Consider the following 14033-nt stretch of genomic DNA (forward strand, 5'->3'; position numbering starts at 1 on the left):
CCGGTTTGTTGCTCCTGTTCGGGTGGCGTGGCTCCCTTGATCAGGTGGTCGGCGGTGTTGGTGTGCGGCGCTGTGATCCCCTCAGGGCGGCTGGCCGGTGTGGTGGGGCTCTCCTGATGGGACGGTGTAGTCCTCCTGTTCAGGTGGTGTTGCTTCCCTGGTCAGGCGGTTGGGGGCGCGGCGCTGTGATTTCCCCAGGGCGGGTGGCTGGTCGCGGTAGTTTCGGATTTGGCTGGGTAGCGTCACTTAAGTGACGGAACCTTCACGTGATGTCGTTGAACTCGCCGAGCGGAGGGCGCGGGCGCGGGCGGAGCGTGACTTCGTGTCTGCCGATCATTTGCGGGATGAGATTGCGGCTGCGGGCTGGATCGTGCACGACACGCCCGGCGGCGGCTTCGAGCTCACCGCCAAACCACCGTTCGAAGTCTGGCCGACGGTGGAGTCGATTCCGGTCGCCGCCGTCATTGTGGATATTTCGCGACTTGACCAGGGTGGGGTGCGGGCCAAGGGAACCCTCACCGGGGCAGGTGACAAGGCGCGTCACTGGGCGAAAGCTCGGGACAAAGCAGCCTCGGCCGAACGAGCAGGCGACCGCCCGGAGCGATCACACAAGGCCGGCGGGCCCGCGCTCACGCCATCCCAGGCCGAGAACGCGCGCGCCGCCAACGAGACAATCACCGCCGCAGAAGACCCAACGGCGCCCGGCGGCATGATCGAGACCGCGCTGACAGCGGCCGGTACACCGTCCATGGTCGCCTCCCAGCTCCTGTGGGACGGCAGCAGCGCTACCTCCAGAATCGACCAGGTCATCGCCGACCACGAAAGAGCCGTCGAAGCACAGAGGGCCGCCGCGGCACAGGAAGGTGCCCCACAGGAACGCGCGGACCGTGGCAAGGCCCCACAACCCAGCCAAGTTCAACCGACCGGGCCTCAACCCGGCCAGCTCAGCGAGGGTCAGCTCAGCGAGGGTCAGCTCAGCGAGGGTCAGCTCAGCGAGGGTCAGCTCAGCGAGGGTCAGCTCAGCCAGGGCCAGCTCAGGCAAGGCCAGTCCAGCCAGGGCCAGTCCGGTGAGGCGCCAACTGATCAAGGTTGGCCTAGCCAAGGTCGGTCAGGTGAGGTGGGGTCCGGCCAGGGTCAGTCTGGCGACGTGCAATCTGACCATGATCCGTCTCATCGGTCGCAGTCCGGTCGAGGTCGGTCCGATCAAGGTCGGTCCGATCAAGGTCGGTCTGGCGAGGTGGGGTCCGGCGAGGGTCGGTCCGGCCAACCGCAGCCTGGGCAGGTGGGGTCTGGCCAACTTCAGTCCGGTCATGGTCGGTCTACCGGTGACCTTGGTGAGGTTACTGGCGCGGGTGCGGATGAATCGGGCGTGCCGCCGATTGTTTCGGTGGGGATTCTGGTGGATGGGTGGCCTGAAGATCTTCAGACCTGTGTGGAGTCGGTGATTGCTCATACCTCGGCGCAGATTGTGGCGCTGGATTTGGGTGACGTGGATGGTGCTGGGGCGATGCTGCACGAGCTTGCTGCGCGTTACCCGGATCGCATCAAAGAGTGGCATGTCGCGGAAAAGCCGCACTGGCGGGAGGGATCTGCTGGTTGGGGTGCCGCGCGGACCAAGTTGCTGCATCTGGACACCGCGGACATTCATGTCGTGCTGGAGACGTCCACGGTCTTCGAAGGGGACGCGATCACGCCCTTGGTGCAGGAGCTGGACGCTGACGGTGTCGAAGCCGCGGGCTGGCGTGGGGTGAATCCCGCCAATGAAGGACATAAGTGGGAGGACGCCGGCCCGGGCCAGGTCAAAGCCCTGCTCGGCCATCTGTTCGCCGTCCGCCGGGTGACCGCGCTCGGCGTGGGCGGCTTCCCGGAACGAGCACGTTTCTACCGCAACGCCGACCTGGAGTTCTCCCTCAGCCTGCCGGGCACGCTCGTGGTCCCCGAGAAGGATCTCCCGGTCCGCGAGGAACGCCACCGCGGCTACCACGACGTCGATCCGGACTACCGCGACAAGGAATCCCGCCGCACCTACGACCGAGTGCTCAAACGTCTGCGCGAGACCACGAACGGCTAGCAGTTGCGGTCGGGAGTGCGGCGGCTGCGGGAGAGCATGGCGGCTAGGCTGGGCGGCGACTTTGGGGCGATCGAGGATGGGTATGGCTGATCGTTTGGTAGGGGTGCGGCTTGCGCCGTATACGACGTTGCGGCTGGGTGGGGCTGCGCGGGCGTTTGTGTCGGCGGGGTCGCAGGATGAGTTGGTTGAGATCGTGGCGGGGGCTGATCGGGCTGGGGAGCAGGTCCTGGTGCTGGGGGGCGGGAGCAATCTCGTGCTCGGTGATGAGGGGTTTCCGGGGCTGGTGGTGAAGGTCGCGTCGGCGGGGGTGGAGTTCGGCGGGGCGGGGCGGGTGACCGTACAGGCGGGGGAGGATTGGGACGGGCTGGTCGCGCGGTGTGTGGCCGAGGGGTTGTCCGGGGTTGAGTGCCTGTCGGGTATTCCGGGGCTTGTCGGGTCGACGCCGATTCAGAACGTGGGGGCGTACGGGCAGGAGGTCGCGCAGACGATCTCGTCGGTGCGGGTGTATGACCGGCTTGCCAGGGAGACGCGGGATTTGCCGGCGGCGGCGTGCGGGTTCGCTTATCGGGACAGTGCGTTCAAGGGGGATCAGGGGCGGCATCTCGTTCTGGCGGTTACCTACGATCTTGTCGAGTCTGGGTTGTCGGGGCCGGTGGCGTACAAGGAACTGGCTTTGGCGTTGGGGGTCGAGTTAGGGGCTCGGGTGCCGTTGGCGGAGGCGCGGGCGGCGGTGCTGGGGTTGCGGCGGGGGAAGGGCATGGTGCTGGATGCGGATGATCCGGACACGATCAGTGCGGGGTCGTTCTTCACCAATCCCATTTTGAGTGCGGCCGAGGCGGCGGAGCTTGAGTTGCGGGCGCCGGAGTTTCCGCGGTGGGACATGCCGGGGGAGCGGGTCAAGGTTCCGGCGGCGTGGTTGATCGAGAACGCGGGGTTCCCGAAGGGGTACGAGCGCGGGTCGGTACGGATCTCCACCAAGCACACGCTCGCGCTCACCAATCCGACGGGGGCGGCGAGCGCGGAGGAGTTGCTGGCGCTGGCCCGGGAGGTCCGGGACGGGGTGCGGGAGAAGTTCGGGGTCACATTAGTGAACGAACCGGTCATGGTAGGTGTGCGCCTGTGATGGGCTAGAGTGAAAAAACCCGAAGGGGAGTAGTCCAGAATCCGGCGATCGACATGCTGACGCGCTACGCGTCCGGTCCCGGAGCCCTCGTGGCGGACGAGACCTTCGGTCCGACAGCGATACCAAGCTGCCGGACCGAAGTCATGCCCCCAGTGGAACGCGGTCCGGTTGCTGTGAACGGGAAGGCCACCTCCGCGTGGAAGCGTTCTGGATCTCCCTCATTGTGATTTTCGTGGCCGAACTCGGCGACAAAAGCCAACTTATGGCGTTGACCTTCGCGAGCCGCTTTCGGCCGTTGCCGGTTCTCGCGGGCATCACCCTGGCCACCGCGATCGTCCACCTGCTCAGCGTCGCCCTCGGCGGCTTCCTCGGCGACACGCTTCCGACCACGGCCATCTCCATCGCCGCCGGCATCGCTTTCCTCGGCTTCGCCCTGTGGACCCTCCGCGGCGACGAACTAACCGCCGACGAAGCCCGCAAAGCTCAACGGGCCACCAAATCCGTCCTTATCGCGGTAACGGTCGCTTTCTTCCTCAGCGAACTGGGCGACAAGACCATGCTCGCTACCATCACCCTCGCCACCCAGCACGGCTGGCTCGCCACCTGGATCGGCTCCACGGTCGGCATGGTCGCCGCCGACGCCCTGGCCATCGTGGTCGGCCGCCTCCTCGGCACCCACCTGCCCGAAAAATTCATCAAATACGGCGCCTCCGCCGCCTTCGCCACCTTCGGCGTCATCCTCATCGCCGAAGCCATCCTCTGATCAGCTCAGCAGGGCGAGGCGGTGGGCGGCGGCGGTGGCTTCGCCTCGGGTGGAGACGCCCAGTTTGGCGATGATGTTGGAGACGTGCACGCTGGCCGTTTTGGCGGAGATGGAGAGTTGGCTGGCGATGTCGCGGTTGGAGCGGCCTTCGGCCACCAGGCGGAGAACTTCCAGTTCACGGGGGGTGAGAAGGGCCGGTTCCTCGGGAGCCTCGGTGAGGGAGATGCCCGTACGACGCGCGAGCAGGTCGACGTGAGTGACCAGCGGAACAGCATCGAGGTCGACGGCGATGGTTCTGGCTTCGCGGAGCCACTCGTTGATCAAGTCACGGTTGGTGGCCGTGGTGGCGGCATGGAAGAGGGCCTTGGCCCGGGCGTAGGGGCGGTTGAGGTGCAGCCAGCCCTCGGCGGCGCCGATGAAATCCCCGAGGCATTCCAGCCGGAACATCTCGCTGACCGGCCCGTCGGTGTTCATGCGCGCGGCAAGATCAGCCGCGCGGGCCCGAAGCGCGTCCGCGCGATCGGGGCTGACGGGAGCGGCGGCGTCGGTGACCCGGTAGATCTGGGCCAGCAACCGCCAGCCGAGCATGGCCTTACGCGACCACGGCGGGTTGATCAGCGCGCTCTCGGCCTTGTCGAGCGCGGTCATGGGGTCGCCAACGAGCAGATGCCAGCCGAGCGCGAGCCGGGTGTTCTGGGTCCACTCCTGGGTCCACTCCTCCAACCGGCCGGAGAGCGCCCCGATTTCCACGAGATCGTCCTTGGCATTGTCCGCGTCACCCCTGGCCAGCAGGATCCCAGCCCGGGTCCGGGTGAGATGCCAGCGATTGCGCACCGCCGGGTCCATGGTCAACGCGCGCTTGATGACGGCGAGCGCTTCGTCCCAGCGACCCAGAGATTCCAGAGCCTCCGCGCGGTTGTTGGCGATGAAGACGCCCTGATCCCGGTAGCGGCCGTACTGCTTGGCCAGTTTCTCGCCCTCGACGGCCAGCTCGACGGCGTCCTCCGACCGGCCGAGATTCTCCAGCGCGTCCACGTTGTTGGCGAGCGCGCGCAGGACGACACGGCCGGACTTGTGGCGCGCCCCGATGGCTTGGGCGCGGCGGTTGGTGGACAGCGTGGAATGCAGATCGCCGGAGATGGAGTGACCGAGCGCGAGATTGATGAGCAGGTCGGCTTCCTGGCATTCGTCCCCGATCGAGCGCGCGACCCGCAGCGCCTCCTGGGTGACGGCGGTTCCCTCGACCACGTGGTCCCCGAGCATGAGCAGCGTCCCCAGCCGGGACAGCACCATCGCCCGCGTCTCGCTGGGCAGCGGCACCAGCCGTTCGGCTTTCCGCAGGTCCTCCAGGGTGCCGTCCTTGCCCTTCTGGACCTTGCAGTTGACCAGGCGGACCAGGAGCGCGGCGACCCGCTCCGGCGCGACGGCCTCGTCAAGCTCGCTGAGCGCGCCTTTGGCGAACTTCATGCACCCATCGATGTCGGCGGCGAGGTACGCGGCCTCGGAGGCCCGTTCCAGCACGGTCGTGTGGTCGGCGTTGATCCGCTCAGCCGCGTCCGGCACCTTGTCCCACAAGGTCAGCACCCGTTCCAGCAGCTGAATCTGCTCGGTGTAGGCGAACGCGTTGGCCGCCTTCCCGGACGCCTCCCACGCCGACACCAGCGCCCACAGATCGTCCCGCGCGGAGAACCAGTGGTGCGCCATCTCGATGGCCGCCCGCCCCGGCGGCACCAGGCTACGATCCTGGTCGATCGCCTCGGCATACCGCGCGTGCATGCGGGCGTGCTCCCCGGGCAACAACTCATCGTGTACGGCTTCGCGAATCAGCGCATGCCGGAACGCGTACGCCCCACCGTCCGCGACCTGCATCACGTTGCCCGCCACGGCGGGCCGGAGCGCGTTCTCCAGGTCGATGTCGGAGAGGCCGCTGACCCTGGCCAGCAGCTCGTGCCCGACCCGGATCCCGCCCGCGGCCGCGATCCGGAGCACCCGCTGGGTCTCCTCCGGCAGCCGCTCGACCGAGCTGAGTATCAGATCCTGCAGCGAGTCGGGGAAGGAGTAGTCGCCGTCGCACTCGACCATCGCCTCGACGAACAGCGGAACGCCCTCGGTGCGCTCGAACACCTTGCCCACCCGGGCGAACTCCGGGGTCCGGCCGAGGATCCCGGCCATCTGCTCGGCCACCTCGTCCTGGGTCAGCCGGGGCACCTCCACCCGGGAGACGCCGTCGACCCTGGCCAGTTCGGCCAGCACCGGCCGGAGCGGATGGGTGCGGTTCAACTCGTCCGACCGGTACGTCATGACCATCAGCAGCGGAACGGCGCGTATGTTCCGGCTGAGGAATGCGATGAGATCGCGGCTGGATCGATCGGCCCAGTGGATGTCCTCGATGACGAGGACCACCGGCCGCTGTTCCGCCAGCCGCTCCAGCAGGGTGAGGATCTGCTCGAACAGCCGCGCCCTGGCGGTTTCGCTCTCGGTGTCCCCGCTCGGCTCCCCGAATTCGGGCAACAGCCGGGCCAGGTCACGGGCGGCGCCTTCGGGCAGCATCGCGGCCACGTCGGCGGCGCCCATCTCCCGGACGAGCTGGCGCAGCGCCGCGGTGAACGGCGCGTACGCGAGGCCTTCGGTGGAAAGTTCGACGCAACCGCCGACGATCACGTGGGCGCCGTCCTGTTCGGCCTGTTCGGCGAAGCGGCTCACCAGGCGGGTCTTGCCCACCCCGGCCTCCCCGCCGAGTAACACCGCGGCGGCGGTCTGCTTGCGCGCCTGGTCGAATATTTCGGCCAGGAACGTCAGCTCCGCCACCCGTCCCACGAAGACGGGGCTAACCGCTCGACCCACCATGTTGTCCAGCATGTCATGCCTTCTATGGGCTGTTCGCCCTGTTTTTCTGCGGGTGAACCGGGCTACGGAGGGGCCTTACATGCCCGGCCGGGAGGGAGGTTCCGGCCGGGCATGCATGCGGTCGTCATGAGGTGCGAGACTTGTTGAACCCACCCCGGAGGCGACGACTCGCGCTCCGCTGGTGAGCCTTCCTCGACGCCTGCGCCTCGCGTGCCCGACGGTGGCTGGTGGCCTCCTGGTGGAGCTCGGCGACCCGGTTGATGATCAGCTGGTAGTGCAGTTCGGGACCCATTTGAGGTTCTCCTTGATTCGCTTTTTCCTTACATACTTAAGATTCGGGCTAAGGCCCCCAGGCCCACATCAGGCGGATGCCCTATCTCTTGCTGAACCTTTGGCCTAGGCCGCCCTAAGGCACGCCGTATCCCCGCCTTAGACGCGTCAGCATGAAGCTCCGTGACCTCTCTAACGATCTTCGCGGTGCTGCTGACCCTGCTGTCTCCGCAGGTGAAAGCAACTAAGTGGCGGGTCTTCCGGGTCATGCCTCCGGCCGCCTCCACGCCGCTTGAGGGAGTGTCGGCGGGGGCTTCCGATCTCTGGGTGGTACGGGCCGGTGCTACCGCGCTGCACTGGGATGGCCGGGTTTGGGGGGAGGACGGCGAGCCGTACCTGATCGTGGGGCGCGGGCGGGAGATGTGGCGGTTCGCGGATGGTTCTGCGGGGGTTGTGGCCGGGCGGTGGACCGGGCAGGGGTGGACGGATCAGCCGCTGGGGGCGCTGGACGCGCATGTGACCGAGGCGGTCGTCGCCGGGCCCGCCGATGTCTGGGCTTCGGGGTTGCAGTGGACGGATGCCGGCATGCGGGATGTGTCGTGGCGCTGGAACGGCCGGGTCTGGCGGAAGGTCACGACGCCTCGGCCGGTCACCGCGTATGCCGCGACCGGGCCCTCGGATGTGTGGGCGGTGAGCAGCATCGATCGGGTCACCCATTTCCAGCATTGGGACGGCTCGAAGTGGACCGCCACCGTCGCGCCCGGTGGGCCGATTGAGATCAATGACATCGTCGCTTTGTCCCCTGCGGAGGCGTATGCGGTCGGATCCGTGACCAAGGCGGAAGGGGTGGTTCTGCGGTGGAATGGCAGCTCGTGGAGTCGGATGGGGCGGCGGGTGGCCAGCGGCGCGTACACGCATGCCGCGGCGGATGGCGCCGGCGGGGTGTGGATGGCGGAGCGGGATTATCTGGTTCACCTGCGGAACGGGCGGTGGATGCGGCAGCTGAGTCCGGTGCCGCAGGCTGAGCTGAAAGGCATTGCCCATGTGGCCGGGACGGGGAGGATGTGGGCGATCGCCGAGGGGGCGGCTGGGCAGTATGTGCTGTCATATCCGCGAACTGGGGGGTGATCAGCGGTGTTGGCACCCGTGAGATGTGCCAAAGATTCGGGCGCAGGATCGGCGGGCTGTTCCCTTCTCTCCTGTCTGACCTGCGGTGATGCGTTGGGGGGCTAGCGTGCCGGGGGCGAGCCGGTTTGGATTCGTTCGTCCGGGTCGGCGATGCTAGGGGGGTGTCAACTCTGACGACCGACGTCGCTTCGTCGAACGCGGCCCTGCGCGGGTTCCTGCACGGGCTGCCCGGTGTCGACAAGGTGGGTGCGGACGCCCGCGCCGCCATGCTGGGCACCCGGTCCATCAAGACCACCGCCAAGCGGCAGGCGATCGACCTGGCCATCTCGATGGTGGACCTGACCACGCTCGAAGGCGCGGACACGCCTGGCAAGGTGCGGGCGATGTGCGCCAAAGCAGTCCATCCCGATCCCAGCAATCCGGACGTTCCCCGGGTAGCCGCCGTCTGTGTTTATCCGGATCTGGTGGCGGAAGCCGTACAGGCGGTGCGGGGTTCCGGGGTGAAGGTGGCCAGTGTCGCGACGGCGTTTCCCAGCGGGCGGTCGTCGCTGGAGGTGAAGGTCACCGACACGGCGCTGGCGGTCGCGGCGGGGGCCGACGAGGTGGACATGGTCATCGATCGGGGGGCATTCCTGGCCGGTGACTATCTGAAGGTGTTCGAGGAGATTGTCGCGATCAAGGCGGCCTGCGGGAGCGCGCATCTGAAGGTGATCCTGGAGACCGGGGAACTCGCTACGTACGACAATGTGCGGCGGGCGTCGTGGCTGGCCATGCTAGCGGGGGGCGACTTCATCAAGACCTCTACGGGGAAGGTGCAGCCCGCGGCCACGCTGCCGGTGACGCTGGTGATGCTGGAGGCGGTTCGGGACTTTCTCGCCACGACCGGGCGGAAGGTCGGCGTGAAACCCGCCGGCGGCATCCGGACCACCAAGGACGCGATCAAGATGCTGGTGCTGGTCAACGAGACTGCCGGCGACGGCTGGCTGCATCCGGACTGGTTCCGGCTCGGCGCCTCGTCGGTCCTCAACGATCTGCTCATGCAGCGGCAGAAGCAGGACACCGGACGCTACTCCGGCCCCGACTACTTCACATTGGACTAAAGGATGTTCGAGTACGCACCAGCGCCCGAGTCGCGCGATGTCGTCGACATCAAGCCGTCCTACGGGCTGTTCGTCAACGGCGAGTTCGTGGACGGGTCGGGGTCGGCGTTCAAGACGATCAACCCGGCCTCGGAGGAGAAACTCGCCGAGATCGCCGCCGCCTCGGCCGCCGACGTGGACCTGGCCGTCCAGGCCGCCCGCAAGGCGTTCACCACCTGGTCGGCGATGCCCGGCGCCGAACGCGCCAAATACCTGTTCAGGATCGCCAGAATCATCCAGGAACGCGCCCGCGAACTGGCCGTCCTGGAGTCCCTGGACAACGGCAAACCGATTCGCGAATCCCGCGACGTGGACCTGCCCCTGGTCGCCGCGCACTTCTTCTACTACGCGGGCTGGGCGGACAAACTCGAATACGCCGGGTACGGCACCCGCCCCCTCGGCGTCGCGGGCCAGGTCATCCCGTGGAACTTCCCGCTGCTCATGCTGGCCTGGAAGATCGCGCCAGCGCTGGCTTGCGGGAACACCGTCGTGCTCAAACCCGCGGAAACGACCCCGCTGACGGCGTTGCTGTTCGCGGAGATCTGCCAGCAAGCGGATTTGCCTCCCGGCGTCGTAAATATCGTGACCGGGGCGGGCGAAACCGGTGCGGCGGTGGTGAACCATCCGGATGTCGACAAAGTCGCGTTCACCGGGTCGACCGAGGTCGGGCGGCTGATCGCGCGGTCGGTGGCGGGCACCGGGAAGAAGGTGACCCTCGAGCTCGGGGGGAAGGCCGCCAACATCGTGTACGAGGACGCGGCGCTCGATCAGGCGGTCGAGGGGATCGTGAACGGGATCTTCTTCAACCAGGGGCATGTGTGCTGCGCCGGGTCCCGGTTGCTGGTCCAGGAGTCGATCGCGGGTGAGTTGCTGGCTTCGCTGAAGCGGCGGCTCGGCACGTTGCGGATGGGCGATCCGCTGGACAAGAACACTGATATCGGGGCGATCAATTCGGCTGCTCAGCTGGCCAAGATTCGGGAACTGTCCGACATGGGGGAGCAGGAGGGCGCCGAACGGTGGTCTCCGGCGTGCGCGATCCCCGATCGGGGGTTCTGGTTCCCGCCGACCATCTTCACCGGGGTCGCGCAGTCGCATCGCATCGCCCGGGAGGAGATCTTCGGGCCGGTGTTGTCGGTGCTGACGTTCCGTACGCCCGGAGAAGCTGTGGAAAAGGCGAACAACACGCCGTTCGGGCTGTCTGCCGGGGTGTGGACGGAGAAGGCGTCGCTGATGTTGTGGACGGCGGATCGGCTGCGGGCCGGGGTCGTCTGGTCCAACACGTTCAACCGGTTCGATCCGGCGTCGCCGTTCGGCGGTTACAAGGAATCCGGGTACGGCCGCGAGGGCGGGCGTCATGGGCTGGAGGCGTACCTTCGATGAGTGAGCGGCTGTCGGTTCGCAAGACGTACAAACTGTTCATCGGCGGTGCGTTTCCCCGATCGGAGAGCGGAAGGTCCTATGTCGTGACCTCCTCCAAGGGCGATTTCCTGGCCAACGCGTCCAAGGCGTCCCGCAAGGACGCCCGGGATGCCGTGGTAGCCGCCCGGAAGGCGTTCGCGGGCTGGTCCGGTGCAACCGCGTACAACCGGGGGCAGGTGATCTACCGGATCGCCGAAATGCTGGAGAGCCGCCGCGCCCAGTTCGCGGCCGAACTCGTCGCCGCCGACGGCGTCTCCACCAAGAAGGCCACCGAACTCGTGGACGCCGCCGTCGACCGCCTGGTTTGGTACGCCGGCTGGTCCGACAAGATCGGCGCCATCCGCGGCTCGGCCAACCCTGTCGCGGGCCCCTACTTCAACCTCTCCTCAACCGAGCCGACCGGCGTCGTGGCCATCGTCGCCCCGCCGATGGGCCCGCTCCTCGGCCTGATCAGCGTGATCGCCCCCGTGATCGTCACCGGCAACACCTGCGTCGTCATCGCCTCAGAACGCGCCCCCCTCCCCTCGATCACCCTCTCCGAGGTCCTCGCCACCTCCGACCTCCCCGGCGGCGTCGTCAACATCCTCACCGGCAAGCCCGACGAAATCGCCCCCTGGCTGGCCGGCCACATGGACGTCAACGCCCTCGACCTGACCGGCGCATCCCCCGAACTCGCCCTCACCTGCGAAGAACTCGCCGCAGAGAACCTCAAACGAGTCCTACGCCCCCCGACAGACACAATCGACTGGCTCGCCGACCCGGGCACCGCCCGCATGACGACTTTCCTCGAAACCAAAACCGTCTGGCACCCCATCGGCGTCTAGTTGGTTAGTTCGGGGCGTGGCGGGACCAGGGGCGGGTGGATTCCAGGTGGGTGGCGAGGCCGAGGAGTTGGGGTTCGGCGCCTGGGGGTGCGATGAGTTGGATGCCGATGGGGAGGCCGGTGGAGTGGCGGCCGTACGGGACGGTCATGGCGGGCCAGCCGGCCAGGTTCCAGGCGGCGGTGACGGGGGCGTAGCCGACGTTGAGGAGGGTGTTCTTGGTCAGGCCGCGTCGCCCCCAGCGGTGGGCTTTCGGGGGGATGTGGGCGAGAGTGGGGGTGAGGAGGACGTCGGCGTTGCCGAACCACAGGTCGGCGCCGTTGGCGCGCCAGCGGTCGCGGGTGCGGGTGCCGTCCAGGTGGAGGGTGCGGACGGTGCGACCGGCGGCGGCCAGCGTGCGGGTCCGGCGTTCCAGCTTGGCGACGGGAAGGCCCTGAGAGTCCTCGGCGGCGCAGGAGTACCAGGCCACGATTGACGACATGCCGACGATGGGCGGCAGGCGGCGGCCGGGCACCACGGTGTGGCCCCCTTCGCGGAGGGAGTGTCCCGCCTCCTCGACCGCGCGCTGGAACTCGTTGTCGATGGACAGGCCGACGGGCAGCGGGTTGGGCGCCACCGCGATGCGCAGATCGATAGCTCGGGGAGTGAGCGTGGCGTCGTCGGCCATGACGCCGAGGGCGAGCGCGGCATCGGCGACCGTCGTCGTCAGCGGGCCGTTCTCGCACATCTCGAACCAGTCATGCGTCGGCGCGGGAACCACGCCGAGACCCGGCTTGATGGCGATGATGCCGCAACACGCGCCGGGAATGCGCAGCGAGCCGAGGCCGTCGTTGCCGACCGCCAGGGGCACGAGCCCGGCAGCCACCGCCGCCGCGCTCCCACCCGACGAACCACCGGGCGTTCTGTCCAGGTTCCACGGGTTGCGAGCGGTGCCGTACACGCTGTCGGAGAAGGCGACCAGGCTGAGCTCGGGGACGTTGGTGAGGGCGACGACCACCGCGCCCGCCCGCCGCAGCCGGGCCACCACGGGATGGTCCGCGGTCGCGGGCTCGGCGGGCGTGGCCGCGGAGCCGTTGCGGGTGGCCTCGCCCGCCACCTCGATGTTGTCCTTGACCGCGACCGGCACCCCGGCCAGCGGCAACTCCGCGAGATCATCCCGATCCTGTACGGCTTGCGCCTCCCGGACGGCCTCCTCGCTCCGCACCTTCCGGAAGGCACCCAGCGCGGACGCCCGCGCCTCGATGGCGGCGAGATGCTCGGCCACGACCCCCGGCACCGTGGCCTTCCCGTTCCGCACGGCTTCAGCGATCTCCACAGCGGTACGACCGACCCACGACATGCCCAGAGTCTGACCCCACCCCCCGGCGGTGTGAAGCCTTGTAACCAAGCCGATGCATCACTCATCGCGGGGTTCGCGAGGGCCGCGCCCCACCTGTTTGAGCGCGAGCCGCAGAGCGAACTCGATTTGCGAGTTCACGCTTCTGAGGTCGTCCGCCGCCCACTTGGCGATGGCCTCGTGGACGGCGGGGTCGAGCCGCAGCAGCAGTTTCTTCGGCTCGCGCCGGGCGTCAGGCATACAAGCTGCCGGTGTTCACCACCGGCTGGACCGCGCGGTCGCCGCAGAGCACGACCAGAAGGTTGGAGACCATCGCCGCGCGGCGCTCCTCGTCGAGCTCCACCACATGCTCGGCGCTCAGCCGGTCCAGCGCCAGCTGGACCATGCCGACCGCGCCTTCCACGATCTGCCGCCGGGCCGCGACGACCTGCGAGGCCTGCTGGCGGACCAGCATCGCCTGGGCGATCTCCGGCGCGTAGGCCAGGTGGGTGATCCTGGCTTCCATGATCTCGATCCCGGCCAGCTCGGTGCGGTCGCGCAGCTCCGTGGTCAGCTCTTCGGCGATGCTGGCGCCGTCGCGCAGGCTGGTGCGCTCCTCGATATGCGAGTCGTACGGATGGGTGGTGGCCAGGTGGCGGACGGCGGCTTCCGACTGGATCGCCACATACTGCTCGTAGTTGTCCACCGAGAACGACGCCTTGGCGGTCTCGACCACCCGGAAGACGACCACCGCGGCGATCTCCACGGGGCTGCCGTCAGCGTCGTTGACCTTGAGTTTGGTGGTTTCGAAGTTGCGCACGCGCAGGGTGACGCGGCGCCGGTCCGTCAGGGGGATGACGAACTGGAACCCGGGGTCCTTCACCGAGCCCACATACCGCCCGAAGAACTGGATGACCTTGGCCTCGTTGGGGTTGATCACCGTGAATCCGGTGGCCAGCACGCCGACCAGCACCAGCGCGACGGCCCAGATGACGATGGCGGTGACCTCCCCGCTGGACAGGCCTAACACCACCAGAGCCGCGGCCACCACGACGATGGCCAGCAGCACCCAGAAACCGTTGACCCGGAACGCCTGTCGCTCCATCGGCTCCTCCTTGCTATTGAAGTGATATCACC

The 14033-nt window shown here is 67.9% G+C and carries 12 protein-coding genes; 7 read left to right on the forward strand and 5 right to left on the reverse strand.

The window, feature by feature from the left end:
• Positions 1–1507 precede the first annotated feature (1507 nt).
• The 3 genes from Amac_RS38015 (at position 1508) to Amac_RS38025 (ending at position 3957) form a co-directional block, all read left to right on the forward strand.
• A complete protein-coding gene (locus Amac_RS38015) occupies positions 1508–2071 on the forward strand; it encodes a hypothetical protein (RefSeq protein ID WP_155359266.1) in 564 nt (187 codons plus the stop codon).
• Between the two features lie 82 nt (positions 2072–2153).
• On the forward strand, positions 2154–3194 hold the full coding sequence (locus tag Amac_RS38020) for a UDP-N-acetylmuramate dehydrogenase (protein WP_155359267.1): 1041 nt from the start codon (positions 2154–2156) through the stop codon (positions 3192–3194).
• A 196-nt stretch (positions 3195–3390) separates the two neighbouring features.
• Positions 3391–3957: a TMEM165/GDT1 family protein gene (locus Amac_RS38025; protein ID WP_155359268.1), complete on the forward strand. Its 567-nt coding sequence runs from the start codon at positions 3391–3393 to the stop codon at positions 3955–3957.
• On the opposite strand, the gene Amac_RS38030 is transcribed toward Amac_RS38025, so the two are convergent.
• Both Amac_RS38030 and Amac_RS38035 read right to left on the reverse strand, forming a co-directional pair.
• Positions 3958–6816, reverse strand: coding sequence for an ATP-binding protein (locus tag Amac_RS38030; protein ID WP_155359269.1), 2859 nt, complete (start codon positions 6814–6816; stop codon positions 3958–3960).
• A gap of 112 nt (positions 6817–6928) precedes the next feature.
• Entirely contained in the window at positions 6929–7096 is a 168-nt protein-coding gene (locus Amac_RS38035) for a hypothetical protein (protein WP_155359270.1), read from the reverse strand.
• A gap of 161 nt (positions 7097–7257) precedes the next feature.
• On the opposite strand from Amac_RS38035, the gene Amac_RS38040 reads away from it, so the two are divergent.
• From Amac_RS38040 to Amac_RS38055, 4 genes are all read left to right on the forward strand, one after another.
• Positions 7258–8202, forward strand: a complete 945-nt coding sequence (locus tag Amac_RS38040; RefSeq protein ID WP_155359271.1) for a hypothetical protein — start codon at positions 7258–7260, stop codon at positions 8200–8202.
• Positions 8203–8363: 161 nt separating this feature from the next.
• Complete coding sequence (gene deoC / locus Amac_RS38045; protein WP_155359272.1) at positions 8364–9302, forward strand: deoxyribose-phosphate aldolase; 939 nt, start codon at positions 8364–8366, stop codon at positions 9300–9302.
• 3 nt (positions 9303–9305) lie between these two features.
• Positions 9306–10721 carry an aldehyde dehydrogenase family protein gene (locus Amac_RS38050; protein ID WP_155359273.1) on the forward strand — a complete coding sequence of 472 codons (1416 nt, stop codon included), beginning with the start codon at positions 9306–9308 and terminating at the stop codon, positions 10719–10721.
• Positions 10718–11584 carry an aldehyde dehydrogenase family protein gene (locus Amac_RS38055; RefSeq protein ID WP_155359274.1) on the forward strand — a complete coding sequence of 289 codons (867 nt, stop codon included), beginning with the start codon at positions 10718–10720 and terminating at the stop codon, positions 11582–11584. Before Amac_RS38050 ends, Amac_RS38055 begins: the two co-directional genes overlap by 4 nt.
• A gap of 4 nt (positions 11585–11588) precedes the next feature.
• Here Amac_RS38055 and Amac_RS38060 read toward each other — a convergent pair whose 3' ends face one another.
• Genes Amac_RS38060 through Amac_RS38070 form a run of 3 tightly spaced genes read right to left on the reverse strand, consistent with a single transcriptional unit; the run spans position 11589 to position 14001 of the window.
• Complete coding sequence (locus tag Amac_RS38060; RefSeq protein ID WP_155359275.1) at positions 11589–12920, reverse strand: amidase; 1332 nt, start codon at positions 12918–12920, stop codon at positions 11589–11591.
• Between the two features lie 57 nt (positions 12921–12977).
• On the reverse strand, positions 12978–13157 hold the full coding sequence (locus Amac_RS38065; protein ID WP_155359276.1) for a type II toxin-antitoxin system antitoxin: 180 nt from the start codon (positions 13155–13157) through the stop codon (positions 12978–12980).
• Positions 13150–14001, reverse strand: a complete 852-nt coding sequence (locus Amac_RS38070; protein ID WP_155359277.1) for an SPFH domain-containing protein — start codon at positions 13999–14001, stop codon at positions 13150–13152. Before Amac_RS38070 ends, Amac_RS38065 begins: the two co-directional genes overlap by 8 nt.
• Positions 14002–14033 lie beyond the last annotated feature (32 nt).

Source organism: Acrocarpospora macrocephala, from assembly GCF_009687865.1.
In the GTDB taxonomy this organism is placed as follows: Bacteria; Actinomycetota; Actinomycetes; order Streptosporangiales; family Streptosporangiaceae; genus Acrocarpospora; species Acrocarpospora macrocephala.